The 16,073-nt window shown below is 71.1% G+C and carries 13 protein-coding genes; 12 read left to right on the top strand and 1 reads right to left on the bottom strand.

The annotated features are described in order from the left end of the window. The 11 genes from ACPYOM_RS05285 (at position 1) to ACPYOM_RS05235 (ending at position 11,614) form a co-directional block, all read left to right on the top strand. Entirely contained in the window at positions 1 to 855 is an 855-nt protein-coding gene (locus ACPYOM_RS05285) for an MlaE family ABC transporter permease (protein WP_481345161.1), read from the top strand. Further along, positions 852 to 2,219: an MCE family protein gene (locus ACPYOM_RS05280; protein WP_481345160.1), complete on the top strand. Its 1,368-nt coding sequence runs from the start codon at positions 852 to 854 to the stop codon at positions 2,217 to 2,219. The genes ACPYOM_RS05285 and ACPYOM_RS05280 overlap by 4 nt, the downstream gene beginning before the upstream one ends. Beyond that, on the top strand, positions 2,216 to 3,247 hold the full coding sequence (locus tag ACPYOM_RS05275; protein WP_481340681.1) for an MCE family protein: 1,032 nt from the start codon (positions 2,216 to 2,218) through the stop codon (positions 3,245 to 3,247). Before ACPYOM_RS05280 ends, ACPYOM_RS05275 begins: the two co-directional genes overlap by 4 nt. Then, entirely contained in the window at positions 3,244 to 4,272 is a 1,029-nt protein-coding gene (locus tag ACPYOM_RS05270; protein ID WP_481340682.1) for an MCE family protein, read from the top strand. The genes ACPYOM_RS05275 and ACPYOM_RS05270 overlap by 4 nt, the downstream gene beginning before the upstream one ends. Then, a complete protein-coding gene (locus ACPYOM_RS05265) occupies positions 4,272 to 5,462 on the top strand; it encodes an MCE family protein (RefSeq protein WP_481340683.1) in 1,191 nt (396 codons plus the stop codon). The genes ACPYOM_RS05270 and ACPYOM_RS05265 overlap by 1 nt, the downstream gene beginning before the upstream one ends. Beyond that, positions 5,462 to 6,703, top strand: coding sequence for an MCE family protein (locus tag ACPYOM_RS05260; RefSeq protein ID WP_481345159.1), 1,242 nt, complete (start codon positions 5,462 to 5,464; stop codon positions 6,701 to 6,703). The genes ACPYOM_RS05265 and ACPYOM_RS05260 overlap by 1 nt, the downstream gene beginning before the upstream one ends. Next, positions 6,700 to 8,028, top strand: coding sequence for an MCE family protein (locus ACPYOM_RS05255; protein ID WP_481340685.1), 1,329 nt, complete (start codon positions 6,700 to 6,702; stop codon positions 8,026 to 8,028). Before ACPYOM_RS05260 ends, ACPYOM_RS05255 begins: the two co-directional genes overlap by 4 nt. 51 nt (positions 8,029 to 8,079) lie before the next feature. Continuing rightward, positions 8,080 to 8,703, top strand: a complete 624-nt coding sequence (locus ACPYOM_RS05250) for a hypothetical protein (RefSeq protein WP_481340686.1) — start codon at positions 8,080 to 8,082, stop codon at positions 8,701 to 8,703. Next, a complete protein-coding gene (locus ACPYOM_RS05245; RefSeq protein ID WP_481345158.1) occupies positions 8,687 to 9,454 on the top strand; it encodes a hypothetical protein in 768 nt (255 codons plus the stop codon). Before ACPYOM_RS05250 ends, ACPYOM_RS05245 begins: the two co-directional genes overlap by 17 nt. Before the next feature lie 79 nt (positions 9,455 to 9,533). After that, the gene (locus ACPYOM_RS05240; RefSeq protein ID WP_481345157.1) at positions 9,534 to 10,508 is read left to right on the top strand and encodes a nitrilase-related carbon-nitrogen hydrolase; all 975 of its coding nucleotides are present in this window, start codon (positions 9,534 to 9,536) and stop codon (positions 10,506 to 10,508) included. 95 nt (positions 10,509 to 10,603) lie between these two features. Next, the gene (locus tag ACPYOM_RS05235) at positions 10,604 to 11,614 is read left to right on the top strand and encodes an agmatine deiminase family protein (protein ID WP_481345168.1); all 1,011 of its coding nucleotides are present in this window, start codon (positions 10,604 to 10,606) and stop codon (positions 11,612 to 11,614) included. A 16-nt stretch (positions 11,615 to 11,630) separates the two neighbouring features. On the opposite strand, the gene ACPYOM_RS05230 is transcribed toward ACPYOM_RS05235, so the two are convergent. Continuing rightward, positions 11,631 to 12,083: a DUF4282 domain-containing protein gene (locus tag ACPYOM_RS05230; protein ID WP_481345156.1), complete on the bottom strand. Its 453-nt coding sequence runs from the start codon at positions 12,081 to 12,083 to the stop codon at positions 11,631 to 11,633. 489 nt (positions 12,084 to 12,572) lie between these two features. On the opposite strand from ACPYOM_RS05230, the gene rpoB reads away from it, so the two are divergent. Next, positions 12,573 to 16,055, top strand: a complete 3,483-nt coding sequence (gene rpoB / locus ACPYOM_RS05225) for a DNA-directed RNA polymerase subunit beta (RefSeq protein ID WP_481340689.1) — start codon at positions 12,573 to 12,575, stop codon at positions 16,053 to 16,055. Positions 16,056 to 16,073: the final 18 nt, after the last annotated feature.

The following is a 16,073-nucleotide window of genomic DNA, read 5'->3' as shown; positions in this document are numbered from 1 at the left end:
ATGACGACGAAGACCCAGAACCCCGCGGCGGAGCGCCTGCTCCATCTCGCCAGCGCGCCGTCGCGCACGCTCGACTCGCTCGGGGAGCAGATGCGCTTCTACGTGCGCTCGCTCGCGTGGAGCGGCCGCACGCTGCGCCGCTACAAGAAGGAGGTCGTGCGCCTCCTCGCCGAGGTGTCGCTCGGCACGGGCGCGCTGTCGGTCATCGGCGGGACCGTCGGCGTCATCGCGTTCCTCGCCTTCTTCACCGGCACCGAGGTCGGCCTGCAGGGCTACTCCTCGCTCGACCAGCTGGGCACCGGCGCCTTCACCGGGTTCTTCTCCGCCTACCTCAACACCCGCGAGATCGCCCCGCTCGTGGCCGGGCTCGCGCTAGCGGCGACGGTGGGCTGCGGGTTCACCGCCCAGCTCGGCGCGATGCGCATCTCCGAGGAGGTCGACGCGCTCGAGGTCATGGGCATCCCCTCGCTGCCCTTCCTCGTCACGACCCGGATGATCGCCGGGTTCGTCGCCGTCGTGCCGCTCTACGTCCTCGGCCTGCTCAGCTCCTACGCGGCCACCCGGTTCATCTCGACCTCGTACTTCGGCCAGAGCGAGGGCACCTACGACCACTACTTCCACCTGTTCCTGCCACCGGGCGACGTCTTCTGGTCCTTCGGCAAGGTCATGGTGTTCGCGGTCGTCATCATCCTCATCCACTGCTACTACGGCTACACGGCCTCGGGAGGCCCGGCCGGCGTCGGCGTCGCGGTCGGCAAGGCGGTGCGCACCTCCATCGTGGCGATCAACATCGTCGACTTCTTCCTGTCCCTCGCGATCTGGGGCGCGACGACGAGCGTGAGGATCGCCGGATGACCGCCACCGCGCACCAGCCCGTCACCGACGTCAGCACGGACTCGACACCCGGGCCGGTCACCCAGCACACGCGCAAGCGGCTGGGGCAGAAGGCCTACGGCATGGTCTTCGTCGTCGTCGTCGCCCTCCTCGTCGCCCTGTCGGTCGCCACCTTCCAGAAGCGCTTCACGCCGGTCGTCATGGTCACCCTCGAGACCAACCGCCTCGGCAGCCAGCTGCAGGAGAGCAGCGACGTCAAGCTGCGCGGCCTGCTCGTCGGCGAGGTCCGAAGCGTCTCGGTGACGCCTGACGGCGCCCGGCTCGAGCTGGCGCTGCAGCCGGACCAGGTCGGCCGGATCCCCGCGAACGTCAACGCCCGCCTCCTGCAGAAGACCCTCTTCGGAGAGCGGTACGTCGACCTCGTCACGGTCGCCGCGCCGAGCGCGAGGCACCTGCAGGCCGGTGACGTCATCACCCAGGACCGCAGCGCCGTCGGCATCGAGCTCGAGAGCGTCCTCGACGACCTCTACCCGCTGCTGCGCACCGTCCAGCCGGCCAAGCTGGCCACCACCCTGAACGCCCTCTCGACGACGCTCGACGGGCGTGGGGACCGCATAGGACGCAACCTGCAGCTGCTCGACCGCTACCTCAAGGCGATCAACCCGCAGATGCCCGTCATCGCCGACGACGTCAGCCTCCTCGCCGACGTCGCCGGCCTCTACGCCGACGTCAGCCCGGACCTCTTCCGGCTCACCGAGTCGCTGCGCGTCACCAACCGGACGGTCGTCGAGAAGGACCAGCAGCTGGCCGCGTTCCTCGTCGGCACGGCGGGGTTCGCCGACACCACGGCAGGCTTCCTGCGCGACAACGGCGACCGGATCATCCAGGTCGGACGCGTGTCGCGCCCGACGCTGCAGCTGCTGTCCGAGTACTCCCCGATCTACCCGTGCATGGCCTCCGGTCTCGTCAACTGGCTGCCGCGAGTCAACGAGGCCTTCTCCGGCGGCACCTTCCACATCACGCTCGAGGTCGTCCCACCGCGTCCGGCCTACCAGCCCGGGGAGGAGCCGCGATGGCAGGACAAGCGCGGCCCGAACTGCTACGGCCTGCCGAACCCCGCTGGCTCCCAGTCGAACCCGTTCAAGGGCCACCACTTCGACGACGGCACCCGACCGGCCGGCAGCGGCACCCCGTTCAGCGGAGTTCCGCAGGCGCTGCTCGGGGAGGCCGGTGCCTCCGACTCCGGCACGGCCGGAACCGTCGACGAGCAGCGCGTCGTCGCGGCGCTGCTCGCCCGTGACGACTCGGACGACGCCGCCCCGAGCGGCATCCAGACGCTGCTCGCCGGGCCGCTCATGCGCGGGACGGTGGTGAGCACCCGATGAGGTGGAAGGCATCGCTCGTCAAGCTCGTCGTGTTCGCGCTCGTGACCCTCGCGGCCACCGGCGTCCTCGCGATGACCATCGCCAACATCCAGCTCGGTTCCAAGGCGACGTACACCGCCCTGGTCACCGACGCCACCGGCGTCGTCGAGGGACAGGACGTGCGGATCGCGGGCGTCCGGGTGGGGGAGGTCGAGGACGTCCGGGTGGCCCGGGCGCCGGGCACCGGGCAGGCGGTCGCGCAGGTCGACTTCACGGTGCTCAAGAGCTCGGTGCTGACCCGCGGCACCGAGGTCACCGTCAAGTACCGCAACCTCGTGGGCCAGCGCTACCTCGCGCTGACCCAGGGGACCGGGTCGGCCGCACCGCTGCCCGATGGTGCGACGATCCCGCTGGCGCGCACGCACCCGGCCCTCGACCTCACCGTCCTGTTCAACGGCTTCAAGCCGCTCTTCGCGGCGCTGTCGCCCAAGGACGTCAACGAGCTGTCGGGCCTCCTCATCGAGACGCTCCAGGGCGAGGGCGGCAACGTCAACGCGCTGCTGGCCAAGACCGCGAGCCTCACCTCGACCCTCGCCGACCGCGACGCCGTCATCGGACGCACCATCGACAACCTCAACGCCGTCCTCGGCACCGTCGACGCCCACGACCAGCAGCTGCTCGACCTCATCGACCAGCTCCAGCGGTTCACCAGCGGCCTTGCCGCCGACCGCGAGACCATCGGGCGCACCCTGTCCGGGATCAACGACCTCTCCGCCGAGACCGCCGACCTGCTGGTGACCACGCGTCCGCTCATCAAGGACGACGTCGCCCAGCTGCGGACCCTGTCGACGACGCTCAACAAGCCCGCCAACGTCAAGCTGTTCGAGGACTTCGTCACGTCGGCGCCGCGGCGCATCGAGACCCTGACCCGTACCGCCACGTACGGCTCGTGGTTCAACTTCTACCTGTGCCGCTTCGACACGAGGAGCCCCATCCTGCCCGGCGTCTCCCCCTCCTACGACGTCTCGTCCGCGAGGTGCCAGCCATGAGGTCGCGCAGCATCCCGTTCCGCGAGCGCAACCCCGTCCCGATCGGTGCCGCCGGGCTCGTCGTCATCGCGCTGCTCCTGTTCCTCGCGTTCAACGCCTCGAGCCTGCCGGTCATCGGCGGCGGCACCGGCTACAGCGCGGCCTTCACCGAGGCCGGCGGCATCCGCCCCGACGACGACGTGCGCCTCGCCGGCGTCAAGGTCGGCAAGGTCACCGGCGTCGACCTCGAGGGGTCGCACGTGCGCGTCGACTTCGTCGTCACCGACGACTCCGTGCAGCTCGGCTCGCTGACCGGCGCCTCGATCCGCATGAAGACCCTGCTGGGGGAGAAGTACGTCGCCCTCGACCCGAAGGGCAGCGGGCGGCTCGACGCCGGGTCGCAGATACCGACGACGCGCACCGTCAGCTCCTACGACGTCATCAACGCCTTCCAGGACCTCACGACGACGACCGAGCGCATCGACACCGACCAGCTCGCGAAGTCCCTGACCGTCATGGCCACCGAGTTCCGCGACAGTCCGAAGTACGTCCGCTCGACGCTCGACGGCCTGTCGCGCCTGTCGCGCACCGTCGCCGGCCGCGACGAGCAGCTGTCCGCGCTGCTCCAGCGGGCCAACCGGGTCACCGGGCTGCTCAAGAGCCGCAACGAGCAGGTCGGCACGCTGATCCGCGACGCCGACGCACTCATGGTCGAGCTGGCCAAGCGTCGGGAGGAGATCCGCACGCTGTTCCGCAACACCTCGGCCCTGGCCCAGCAGCTCACCGGGCTCTCCCGTGACAACCGCGCCCAGCTCAAGCCCGCGCTCGACGAGCTCGACCGCACCCTCGCCCTGCTCCAGAAGCACGACGCCGACCTCCAGAAGACGATCAAGCTCATGGCCCCCTTCACCCGCGTCTACGCCAACACCCTCGGCACCGGCCGCTGGTTCGACACATGGGTCAGCAACCTCGTCGTGCCGGTCGGCACGCCCGGGCTCTCCCTTCCCGGCACCTCGCTGCCGCAGCTGCTCGGGGGTGGACGCTGATGGCCGCCGCCGTTGCCGCCCGCTCGCGGTCCCTGCTCACGATGCTCGTGGTCGCCGTCGCGGTCGTGGCGCTTGCCGCCGGGGCGTACACCTTCTGGCCGCGTGCCGAGCAGACGACCGTCAGCGCCGACTTCACCCGCGCCGTCGGGCTGTACCCCGGCTCGGACGTCCGCATCCTCGGGGTGCGCGTCGGGCAGGTGGACACGGTCGTGCCCGAGGGCGACCACGTCCACGTCACCTTCAGCTACGACGCCAGGTACCGGGTGCCCGCCGACGCCAAGGCCGCGATCGTCGCGCCGTCGCTGGTGTCCGACCGGTACGTGCAGCTCCTGCCCGTCTACACCTCCGGTCCCGCCCTCGCGGCCGGTACGCGAATCCCGTTGGAGCGCACGGCGGTCCCCGTCGAGCTCGATCGCGTCTCGCAGAGCCTCGACGACCTCATGGTGGCACTCGGCCCGGACGGCGCGAACAGGCAGGGAGCCCTGTCGCAGCTGCTCGAGACGTCGGCCGCCAACCTCGACGGCAACGGCACGAAGATCAACGGCACGGTCCACGACCTGTCCACGGCCCTGTCGACCCTCTCGGGCAGCCGCGAGGACCTCTTCGGCACGGTGCGGAACCTGCAGTCCTTCACCTCGATGCTCGCGACGAACAACGACCAGGTGCGCCGCCTCAACAGCGACCTCGCGACCGTGGCCGTGCAGCTGTCCGCCGAGCGCGACGACCTCCGGTCGGCGCTGAAGAACCTCGGCGTCGCGGTCGACGAGGTGCAGTCGTTCGTCAGGGACAACCGCGCGCTCGTCAAGACCGACCTCGACCGCGCCGTCGCCGTCACCGGCTCGCTCGTCAAGCAGCGTGACGCGCTGGCCCAGGTGCTCGAGAACGCACCGACCGCGCTGTCGAACCTGCAGAACGCCTACCACCCGCAGACCGGCACTCTCGACACCCGCAACAACGCCAAGGGCCTGGACGACCCGCTGCTGCTCGTCTGCTCGATCCTCACCGGGCCGACGCACAGCGGCAACAGCAAGCTGTGCGACACCCTGCGCTCGGCCCTGCTGCTCAGGCTGCCGCAGCTGCCCGCCCTGCCGAGCGGCACCCTGCTGCGTGGCACGCCGCAGCCGGGCGGCCTCGTCGACCTCCGCGGAGCCGACCCGTCCCTCGGCGGCCTGCTCGGGGGTGGTCGCTGATGTCGGCCCACACCCCGCAGGAGCCCTCGATGCGTCCGGTCCGCACCGCCCTCAAGGCCACGGCGACCGCCGTCGTCGCCTGCCTCGCCGTCGGTGGCTGCAACGCCTACGACCTGCCGCTGCCCGGCGGAGCCGGCACGGGCGACGACGCCTACACCGTCACCGCCGAGTTCTCCGACGTGCTCGACCTCGTGCCCCAGTCCTCGGTCAAGGTCAACCAGGTCAGCGTCGGCACCGTCGAGGACATCTCGGTCAACGGCTGGACGGCGACGGTGCGCCTGCGCTTGCCCCGCTCCGTCGTCCTGCCCGACAACGCGACCGCTGAGCTCAAGCAGACCTCCCTGCTCGGCGAGAAGTACGTGGCGCTGGCCCCGCCCACCGGGGTCGCGCCCGAGGGACGCCTGTCCGACGGCGACCGCATCCCGCTGTCGCGCACGACCCGCAACCCCGAGGTGGAGGAGGTGCTCGGCGCGCTGTCCCTGCTGCTCAACGGCGGCGGCGTCGCGCAGCTCAAGACGATCGAGGCCGAGCTCGACAACGCCCTGCGTGGTCGCACGGCCGACGTCCGCGACGTCATCGGCCAGCTCGACACCTTCGTCGGCGGTCTCGACGCGCAGAAGTCCGAGATCGTCCGGGCGCTCGACGGCATCGACCGGCTGAGCGCCACGCTCGCCGAGCACCGCGACGACATCGGCAAGGCCCTCGAGGAGCTGCCCAAGGGCCTGAAGATCCTCGCCGACCAGCGCCGGCAGCTGACCGCGATGCTCACCGCCCTCGACCGGCTCGGCGCCGTCGGCACTCGCGTCATCAAGGGCTCCAGGGCCGACCTCGAGGCCAACCTGCGGGCCGTCAGCCCGATCCTGCGCCAGCTCAACAAGGCCGGCGACGACCTGCCCAAGAGCTTCCAGCTGCTGCTGACCTACCCCTTCCCGAACAACGCCCAGTCGACGATCAAGGGCGACTACACCAACCTCTGGGCCACCCTCGACACCGACGTCGGCACCATCGCCGACAACCTCGGCATCGGCAGGCTGCCCGCCGGGGGCCTGCCGTCGCTGCCGGGTGTCCCGCTGCCGTCCGTTCCCTCCGTCCCCTCTGTGCCGAAGGTCCCGGTGCCCACCGTCCCCGGCGTGCCCCTGCCGACGACCCTGCCCGGGCTGCCGCTCGGCCAGTCGGCGTCGGGGCCGGGCTCCGACGGGTCGGCCTGGTCCTCGCTGTTCCCGACGGGAGGCTCCCGGTGATCACCCGTACCGTCCGCATCCAGCTGGCCGTCTTCGCGCTGCTGTCCGTCGTGCTCGTGGCCGTGCTGTCGGCCAGGTACGTCGGCCTCACCGACAAGATCATCGGCGGCAGCTACGTCGTGTCGGCCGACCTCGCCGAGTCCGGCGGCATCTTCGTCGGGGCCGAGGTCACCTACCGGGGTGTCACAGTCGGCCGCGTCGAAGCGATGCGCCTGTCCGGCAACGGAGTTCGCGTCGACGCCCGCCTCGACCGAGGCACCGAGGTGCCCAAGGACACCAGGGCCGTCGTCGAGAACCGGTCAGCCGTCGGCGAGCAGTACCTCGACCTCCAGCCGCGCACCGACCGCGCGCCCTACCTCGCCGCGGGTGACGTCGTGCCCCGCGAGGACACCGCGTTCCCGATCCGCATCGACCAGCTGCTGCGGCACGTCGACCGGACCGTCGCGTCGGTGCCCCGCGACGCGCTCGTCACGACCGTCGACGAGCTCGGTGACGCCTTCGCCGACGGCGGGTCCGACCTCCAGCGGCTCGTCGACGCGGGTGACCGGCTGACGGTCGCCGCGACGCAGGCGCTCCCCGAGACGACGACGCTCATCGACGACGGCCGAATCGTCCTGACGACCCAGAAGCAGAGCGGGAGGGACATCCGCGCCAGCATCGCGGGCTTCGCCGACGTCGCGGACGCCCTGAAGCAGGCCGACCCGGACCTGCGCCTGGTCCTCGACCGCGGGGCCACCGCCGTCACCCAGCTCGACGCCCTCATTCGCGAGAACAAGCAGAGCCTCGCGGCGCTGCTCGCGAACTTCATCACCATCGGCAACGTCACGACGGCGCGGCTCGACGGCATCGAGCAGATGCTCGTCACCTACCCCGACGTCGTCACGGGCGGCTTCACCGTGATCCCCGGAGACGGCACCGCGCACTTCGGTCTGGTCCTCAACGCCGACGACCCCAAGGCCTGCGTGGCCGGCTACGAGGGGACCCGGAAGGTCGAGCCGCACCGGACGACGAACCTCCCGCCGACCAACTTCGACGCACACTGCGCCGCCGCCCGCGGCTCGGGCACCAACGTCCGGGGTGCGCAGAACGAGCCGAAGCCCCGCCCCGGCGGTGGCAGCGCCCAGAGCGGTGCCAGCTACCCGATGGCCTTCGGGTCGACGCCGGTGGCCCTCGGAAACGCGGCCGTGACCTCCGACAGCCCCGCCTCGTTGTCCGTACAGGCACCGGTCGCCCCGACCGGTGGACCCGGTTCGACACCGAACCCGACCAGCACCACCGACAACGGTCCGAGCTGGCTCTGGATGATGCAGGAGGCGCTCCGCTAGGCGTCGCACACCCAGGGTCGTCCGGGCCGGTGACGGAAGGACACCCCTCGAATGACCACGGTCACCCAGCGACCCACCGACCGGGGCGGACCGACGCCCGACGACACCGAGGCCCGGCAGCCAGGCACCCGGCAGCCAGGCACCCCGGAACCGCGCACCACGGAACCGCGCACCCGGCAGCCGCGCACCAGGCGTCCTTCCGCGCGCGTCCTCTGGGCGCTGGCGGCGGTGTTCCTCCTCGCGGCCCTCGCCGTCACGGCGACGCTCGGGCGCGCCGCGTGGCAGGCCCGTCAGGCCGACGAGTCACGCTCGGCGGCGCTCGCCGCCGGACGGCAGATCGCCGTGAACTTCGTGACGATGCGTGCCTCCTCCTTCGACGCGGACACCAAGCGCGTCCTCGACGACGCCACCGGCCAGTTCCGCACCGAGTACGCCTCCACCCTGGCCCAGCTCAAGCCGGTCGTCACCGCGAACAAGACGGTTTCGACCGTCGAGCGCGCCGAGGCCGCTCTCGTCTCCGCCGACGACGACTCGGCCCGCGTCATCGTCGGGGTGGTCGCCCCGACGACCAACGCGTCGACGAGCACACCCGAGAAGAAGACGTACCGCCTGCGCCTCGACCTCGTGCGCGTCGGTGACGCCTGGAAGGTGAACGCCCTTGACTTCGTCAGCTGACACCCGCCGGACGACGCCTCCCGCCGCGTCGCCGAGGACGGCCGGCGCCCGCCGCCGCGTCGCCGGCTCCCGCCGCCGCGAGACCACCGGTCCTGGCCGTGCCGAGGTGCTGCCCACCCTGACCGCCCCGCCGACCGGCGCGGTCACGGCTCCCGCGGCCCGCGCCGTGCGCGTCGAGGCGTCCCCGGAGGCCGTGACCCCCGCGGCCCCCGACGTGCGCGTCGGAGCACCCGCCGAGGCCGGCGCGGACGCGCCGCAACCTGGGCGCCGGCTGTGGCCGGCCGCCACCGCGGCGGTCCTCGCGCTCGCGCTGCTCGCGACGACGCTCGTGCTGTCGCTGCGTCCGACCGTCACGGACGCCGACCGCAGCGCGGCCGTCGGCTCGGCCCGCACGACGCTCGAGAGCCTCCTCAGCTACAGCGGCACCACCTTCGACCAGCACGTCGCCCAGGTGACGCCGCAGCTCGCCTCGCCGTTCCGCGAGCAGTTCACGAAGGTCGCGGCGGCCGACATCAAGCCGATGGCGGTCAAGAACGGTGCGACCGTCCAGGCAAAGGTCTACGACGCCGGCGTCATGGACACGACCGGCGACGGCGGTGAGGGCACGACCGTCCGCGTCCTCGCCTTCGTCAACCAGGCGACGACGACGACGACGGCGAGCACGACCCCCGCGATCGACCAGAACCGGGTCATCGCGACGATGCGGAAGGTGGGGGAACGCTGGCTCGTCAGCGACCTGGCCGCATTCTGAAAGGGGCTGGTCCCGGGCGCCCAGAGGGGGTCGTCCGGGACCGGGGCGGGGGAGCCCAGCGGTTGGCATACTGCCTCCTGTGAAGCTCATCCAGGCCAACGGTGTCCCCGAGTCCCTCGCCCGCGTCCACGCTCCGCAGGCCCCTCCGGTCCGTGTCGGAGTCGTCCAGCACGCGTGGGTCGAGGACCCCGCGGCCCTCGTCGACACCCTCCGGGACGGCGTCCGGACGGCAGCCGAGGCGGGAGCGTCGGTCGTCTTCCTGCCCGAGCTGACCCTGTCGCGCTACCCGGCCGACGCGCTGCCCGAGGGCACCCCGAACGCGACCGCCGAGGACCTCGAGACCGGTCCGACGGTCACCTTCGCCCGTGACGCTGCCCGGGACTTCGGCGTCCACGTGCACGCCTCGCTCTACGAGCGGGCCGACGCCCCGGACGGGGCGGCCGACGGCCTCGGCTTCAACACCGCCGTCCTCGTGGCCCCGAGCGGGCAGCTCGTGGCCCGCACCCGCAAGACCCACATCCCCGTGACGGCCGGGTACTACGAGGACCGGTACTTCCGCCCCGGCCCGCCCGAGGCCGCCTACCCGGTCGTCGAGCTCGACGACCCGGCGATGCGCCTCGGCCTGCCGACGTGCTGGGACGAGTGGTTTCCCGAGGTCGCGCGGCTCTACTCCCTCGCGGGGGCGCAGGTGCTGTGCTACCCGACGGCGATCGGGTCCGAGCCGGACCACCCCGACTTCGACACGCAGCCGCTGTGGCAGCAGGTCATCGTCGGCAACGGCATCGCCAACGGCCTGTTCATGGTCGTGCCGAACCGCTACGGCACCGAGGGACTCATCACGTTCTACGGCAGCTCGTTCATCTCGGATCCCTACGGCCGGATCCTCGTCCAGGCCCCGCGGGACGAGGCAGCCGTCCTCGTCGCCGACCTCGACCTCGCCCAGCGCCGGGACTGGCTCGAGCTGTTCCCCTTCCTGGCCACCCGGCGCCCCGACTCCTACGCCGCTCTCGCCGAGCCGGTCCGGGCCGAGCACCGCCGCGAGGTCGACGCGTGAGCGTGCCCGCCACCGACGCCACGGGCGCCACCGGAGACACCGACGCCACCGGTGACACCGACGCGGCGGCTGCCCCGGCGGCGCCCGGCTGGCGGATGCCCGCCGAGACCGAGCCGCACGACTGCACGTGGATGGCCTGGCCGAGCCGGGGCTACACGCTCGGGGAGACCCCCGAGGAGGTGGCGACCGCGCGCGCGACGTGGGCGGCCGTCGCCGCCGCCGTCGTCGAGTTCGAGCCGGTCAGGATGGTCGTCACCCCGGCCGACCTGCCCGTCGCCGAGTCGCTCCTGCCCCCTGACGTCGAGCTCGTGCCCGCCGCCCTCGACGACGCGTGGATGCGCGACATCGGCCCGACGTTCGTCCGCTCGGCGGACGGCACGCGGCTCGGCGCCGTCGACTGGGTCTTCAACGGCTGGGGGGCCCAGGCGTGGGCCACGTGGGAGCACGACGCCCGCATCGGCTCGTTCGTCGCGGGCCTGGCCGGCGCCGAGCGCATCGGCTCGGCACTCGTCAACGAGGGCGGCGGCATCCACGTCGACGGGATCGGCACCGTCCTGCTGACCGAGACCGTCCAGCTGGACCCGGGGCGCAACCCGGACCTGACCCGGGCCGACGTCGAGGCCGAGCTCGCGCGAACCCTCGGAGCCACGGCCTTCGTGTGGCTCCCGCGCGGACTGACCCGCGACTACGACGAGTTCGGCACCCGCGGGCACGTCGACATCGTCGCGACGATCCCGAGCCCCGGTGTCGTGCTCCTGCACGAGCAGCAGGATCCGGCCCATCCCGACCATGCTGTGTCCCGGATGCTGCGCGAGCTGCTCGAGGACGCCCACGACGCGCGCGGCGAGCGCTTCGAGGTCGTCGGCGTCCCCGCCCCGCGCACCCTGTCCGACGCCGAGGGTCCCGTCGACTGGTCCTACCTCAACCATCTCGTCGTCAACGACGGCGTCATCGCCTGCACCTTCGGCGACCCGCAGGACGACGCGTCGCTCGGGGTGCTGCGCGAGGCCTATCCCGGGCGCCGCGTCGTCGGCGTCGAGGCCCGCCCGCTCTTCGACCGCGGCGGCGGCATCCACTGCATCACCCAGCAGCAGCCGGCTCTCTGACGCGCGTCCACGCAGGTCAGCCGGGCTGTCGGGCCTGCGGCAGCCGGCGGTGGACGTCCTCGCTCATCCGCACGACCGAGACACCGAGCTCGAGGCAGATGCGCACGATCGCGAGCCAGATGACGGCAGCGACCGGGCCGAAGACCAGGACGACGAGCCCTGTGCCGACGCTCGTGGCAAAGCCGCCGACGACGACGAGGACGTAGACGACCGCCGCCCAGACGATCGCCAGCACGTAGACGATGCGCACGATCGTCGGCGTGACGAAGGTCGTGAAGGTGACGTCGAACAGGGCCTGGAAGAAGCCGGCCGACGAGTCTGCGGGGGCCTCACCGGACGGGCCGGGAGCCGACGGGCCGGCAGGGGGCGATCCGGGAGCCGACGGGCCGGCAGCGGGTGATCCGGGCGCGGGGGAGCCGGGCGCGGGGGAGCCGAAGGCGCCCTGCTCCCGCGGGTTCTGGTCGGACATGGTGCGATCTCCTTCTCGAGTGGGCCCCGGGGCACGCCCGGCACGGCCGGTCGCGCCCAGCCTAGGGACGCCCGGTGCGCGGCGACGGGACCGGCGCGGGACGCCTCCGGACGGTGGGCGAGGGGCCCTCGCGGAGGCTCCCGACGCGCCCGCGAGGTGGGTGGCTCTTGACGGGCCGCCCGTTGAGCGCCATATTCGACGCGTTCGCATTGCGAGCTCCCGGTCCGGGAGCGTGGCAGGCAGCCGCCGCGGCTGACACGGGTGACCACCTGTGGGCAGGCTCCGGCAGGCGTCTCCGCTCTTGACCCGGCTGGACACTCCTGCCCTTTGCCGGTAGGCTGGGCCTTTGCGCTGCCCTGCCCTCTCTCCGCGTGTCCAGTCAGGCTGACCACCGTGCCGTCCGGTACGAGTTCTGACCCGGGTCCCGTGAGCGAAGCCATGCGGCAACGCGGATCTGAAGATTCGAAAAGGCCCGTGGAAGGACCCTCCTTGGCTGCCTCGCGTACTGCGACGAACATGTCCACCGCACAGACCCCTTCGGGGCGTCTGTCCTTCGCGAAGATTCGCGAACCGCTCGAGGTCCCCGACCTCCTGGCCCTTCAGACGGAGAGCTTCGACTGGCTGCTCGGCAACGAGCGCTGGCAGGCCCGCGTCGCCGCGGCCAAGGCCGAGGGGCGCACCGACGTCCCGGACCGGTCCGGGCTCGAGGAGATCTTCGAGGAGATCTCGCCGATCGAGGACTTCAGCGGCTCGATGTCGCTGTCGTTCCGCGACCACCGCTTCGAGGAGACGCGCAAGACGATCGAGTCGTGCAAGGAGCGCGACCAGACCTACGACGCCCCGCTCTTCGTCACCGCCGAGTTCATGAACGCCCAGACGGGTGAGATCAAGAGCCAGACGGTCTTCATGGGCGACTTCCCGCTCATGACCGAGCGCGGCACCTTCATCATCAACGGCACCGAGCGTGTCGTCGTGTCCCAGCTGGTCCGCAGCCCGGGCGTCTACTTCGAGCGCACGCCCGACAAGACGTCCGACAAGGACATCTACACGGCCAAGATCATCCCGAGCCGCGGCGCCTGGCTCGAGTTCGAGATCGACAAGCGCGACATGGTCGGCGTCCGCGTCGACCGCAAGCGCAAGCAGTCCGTCACGGTGCTCCTCAAGGCGCTCGGCTGGACCGAGGCCCAGATCCTCGAGGAGTTCGGCGACTTCGAGTCGATGCGGATGACCCTCGAGAAGGACCACACGCAGGGCCAGGACGACGCCCTGCTCGACATCTACCGCAAGCTGCGCCCGGGCGAGCCGCCGACGAAGGAGGCCGCGCAGACGCTGCTCGACAACCTCTACTTCAACGGCAAGCGCTACGACCTCGCCAAGGTCGGCCGGTACAAGATCAACAAGAAGCTCGGCCTCGACGCGCCGATCAACGACTCGACGCTGTCCATCGACGACATCGTCAAGACGATCAAGTTCATCGTGACGCTGCACGACGGCGGCGACTCGATGAAGGGCGTCAAGCAGGGCGAGGAGATCGACGTCCGCGTCGAGGTCGACGACATCGACCACTTCGGCAACCGCCGCCTGCGGTCGGTCGGCGAGCTCATCCAGAACCAGGTCCGCACCGGCCTGTCCCGCATGGAGCGCGTCGTCCGCGAGCGCATGACCACGCAGGACGTCGAGGCCATCACGCCGCAGACCCTGATCAACATCCGCCCCGTCGTGGCGTCGATCAAGGAGTTCTTCGGCACCTCGCAGCTGTCGCAGTTCATGGACCAGAACAACCCGCTCGCGGGCCTGACGCACAAGCGGCGTCTGTCGGCCCTCGGCCCGGGTGGTATCTCCCGTGACCGCGCGCAGATGGAGGTCCGTGACGTCCACCCGTCGCACTACGGCCGCATGTGCCCGATCGAGACGCCGGAAGGCCCGAACATCGGCCTCATCGGCTCGCTCGCCTCGTACGGCCGCATCAACGCGTTCGGCTTCATCGAGACCCCGTACCGCAAGGTCGAGAAGGGCCACGTCACCGACGAGATCCACTACCTGTCCGCCGACGAGGAGGACCGCTACGTCGTCGCGCAGGCCAACGCCCAGCTCGACCTCGACGGCAACTTCGTCGACGAGCGGGTCCTCGTGCGCACCAAGGGTGGCGAGGTGGAGCTCGTGCCCGGTGAGGACGTCGACTACATGGACGTCTCGCCGCGCCAGATGGTCTCGGCCGCGACGGCGATGATCCCGTTCCTCGAGCACGACGACGCCAACCGTGCCCTCATGGGCGCCAACATGCAGCGTCAGGCCGTCCCGCTCGTCAAGAGCGAGGCGCCCCTCGTCGGCACCGGCATGGAGTACCGCGCCGCCCTCGACTCTGGCGACGTCGTCCGCGCCGACAAGCCCGGCGTCGTGCAGGAGGTCTCGGCCGACCTCGTCACGGTGGCCAACGACGACGGCACGTACCAGACGTACCGCATCGCCAAGTTCGCCCGCTCCAACCAGGGCACGAGCTACAACCAGGTCGTCGTCGTCAACGAGGGCGACCGCCTGGAGGCCGGCTCGGTCATCGCCGACGGTCCCGCCACGGACAAGGGCGAAATGGCGCTCGGGCGCAACCTGCTCGTCGCGTTCATGTCGTGGGAGGGTCACAACTACGAGGACGCGATCATCCTGTCGCAGCGCCTCGTGCAGGACGACGTCCTCTCCTCGATCCACATCGAGGAGCACGAGGTCGACGCCCGTGACACCAAGCTCGGCCCCGAGGAGATCACCCGGGACATCCCGAACGTCTCCGAGGACGTCCTCGCCGACCTCGACGAGCGCGGCATCATCCGCGTCGGGGCCGAGGTGCGCGACGGCGACCTCCTCGTCGGCAAGGTCACGCCCAAGGGCGAGACCGAGCTGACGCCGGAGGAGCGCCTGCTCCGTGCGATCTTCGGCGAGAAGGCTCGCGAGGTCCGCGACACCTCCCTCAAGGTGCCGCACGGCGAGACCGGCACGGTCATCGGCGTCAAGGAGTTCCGGGCCGACCAGGGCGACGACCTGCCCCCGGGCGTCAACCAGCTCGTCCGTGTCTACGTGGCCAACAAGCGCAAGATCACCGACGGTGACAAGCTCGCCGGCCGCCACGGCAACAAGGGCGTCATCTCCAAGATCCTCCCGGTCGAGGACATGCCGTTCCTCGAGGACGGCACGCCCGTCGACGTCGTGCTCAACCCGCACGGCGTGCCGCGACGGATGAACCTCGGCCAGATCCTCGAGCTGCACCTCGGCTGGGCCGCCTCCCGCGGCTGGAAGATCGAGGGCAACCCGGACTGGGCCAAGGAGATCGCGCCCGACGCCCACGAGGCCCCGCCCGGCTCCCGCGTCGCGACGCCCGTCTTCGACGGCGCGTCCGAGGACGTCGTGACCGGCCTGCTCGACTCGACGCTGAAGACGCGCGACGACGTGCGCCTCATCGACGCCTCGGGCAAGACGCGCCTGTTCGACGGCCGCTCCGGCGAGCCGTTCCCGGAGCCCGTCGCGGTCGGCTACATGTACATCCTCAAGCTGCACCACCTCGTCGACGACAAGATCCACGCGCGCTCGACGGGCCCGTACTCGATGATCACCCAGCAGCCGCTCGGCGGTAAGGCCCAGTTCGGTGGCCAGCGCTTCGGTGAGATGGAGGTCTGGGCGCTCGAGGCGTACGGCGCGGCCTACACGCTCCAGGAGCTGCTGACGATCAAGTCCGACGACGTCCCCGGACGCGTCAAGGTCTACGAGGCGATCGTCAAGGGCGAGAACATCCCCGACTCGGGCATCCCGGAGTCGTTCAAGGTCCTCCTCAAGGAGATGCAGTCCCTGTGTCTCAACGTCGAGGTCCTGAGCTCCGACGGCACGACGATCGAGATGAAGGAGTCCGACGAGGAGGTCTTCCGCGCGGCGGAGGAGCTCGGCATCGACCTGAGCCGGCGCGAGCCGTCCAGCGTCGAAGAGGTCTGAGAAGGCCCCCCAACGACA

It is taken from the genome of Monashia sp. HAY1-2A (assembly GCF_056755315.1).
This window is presented reverse-complemented; position numbering and strand designations above follow the sequence as displayed.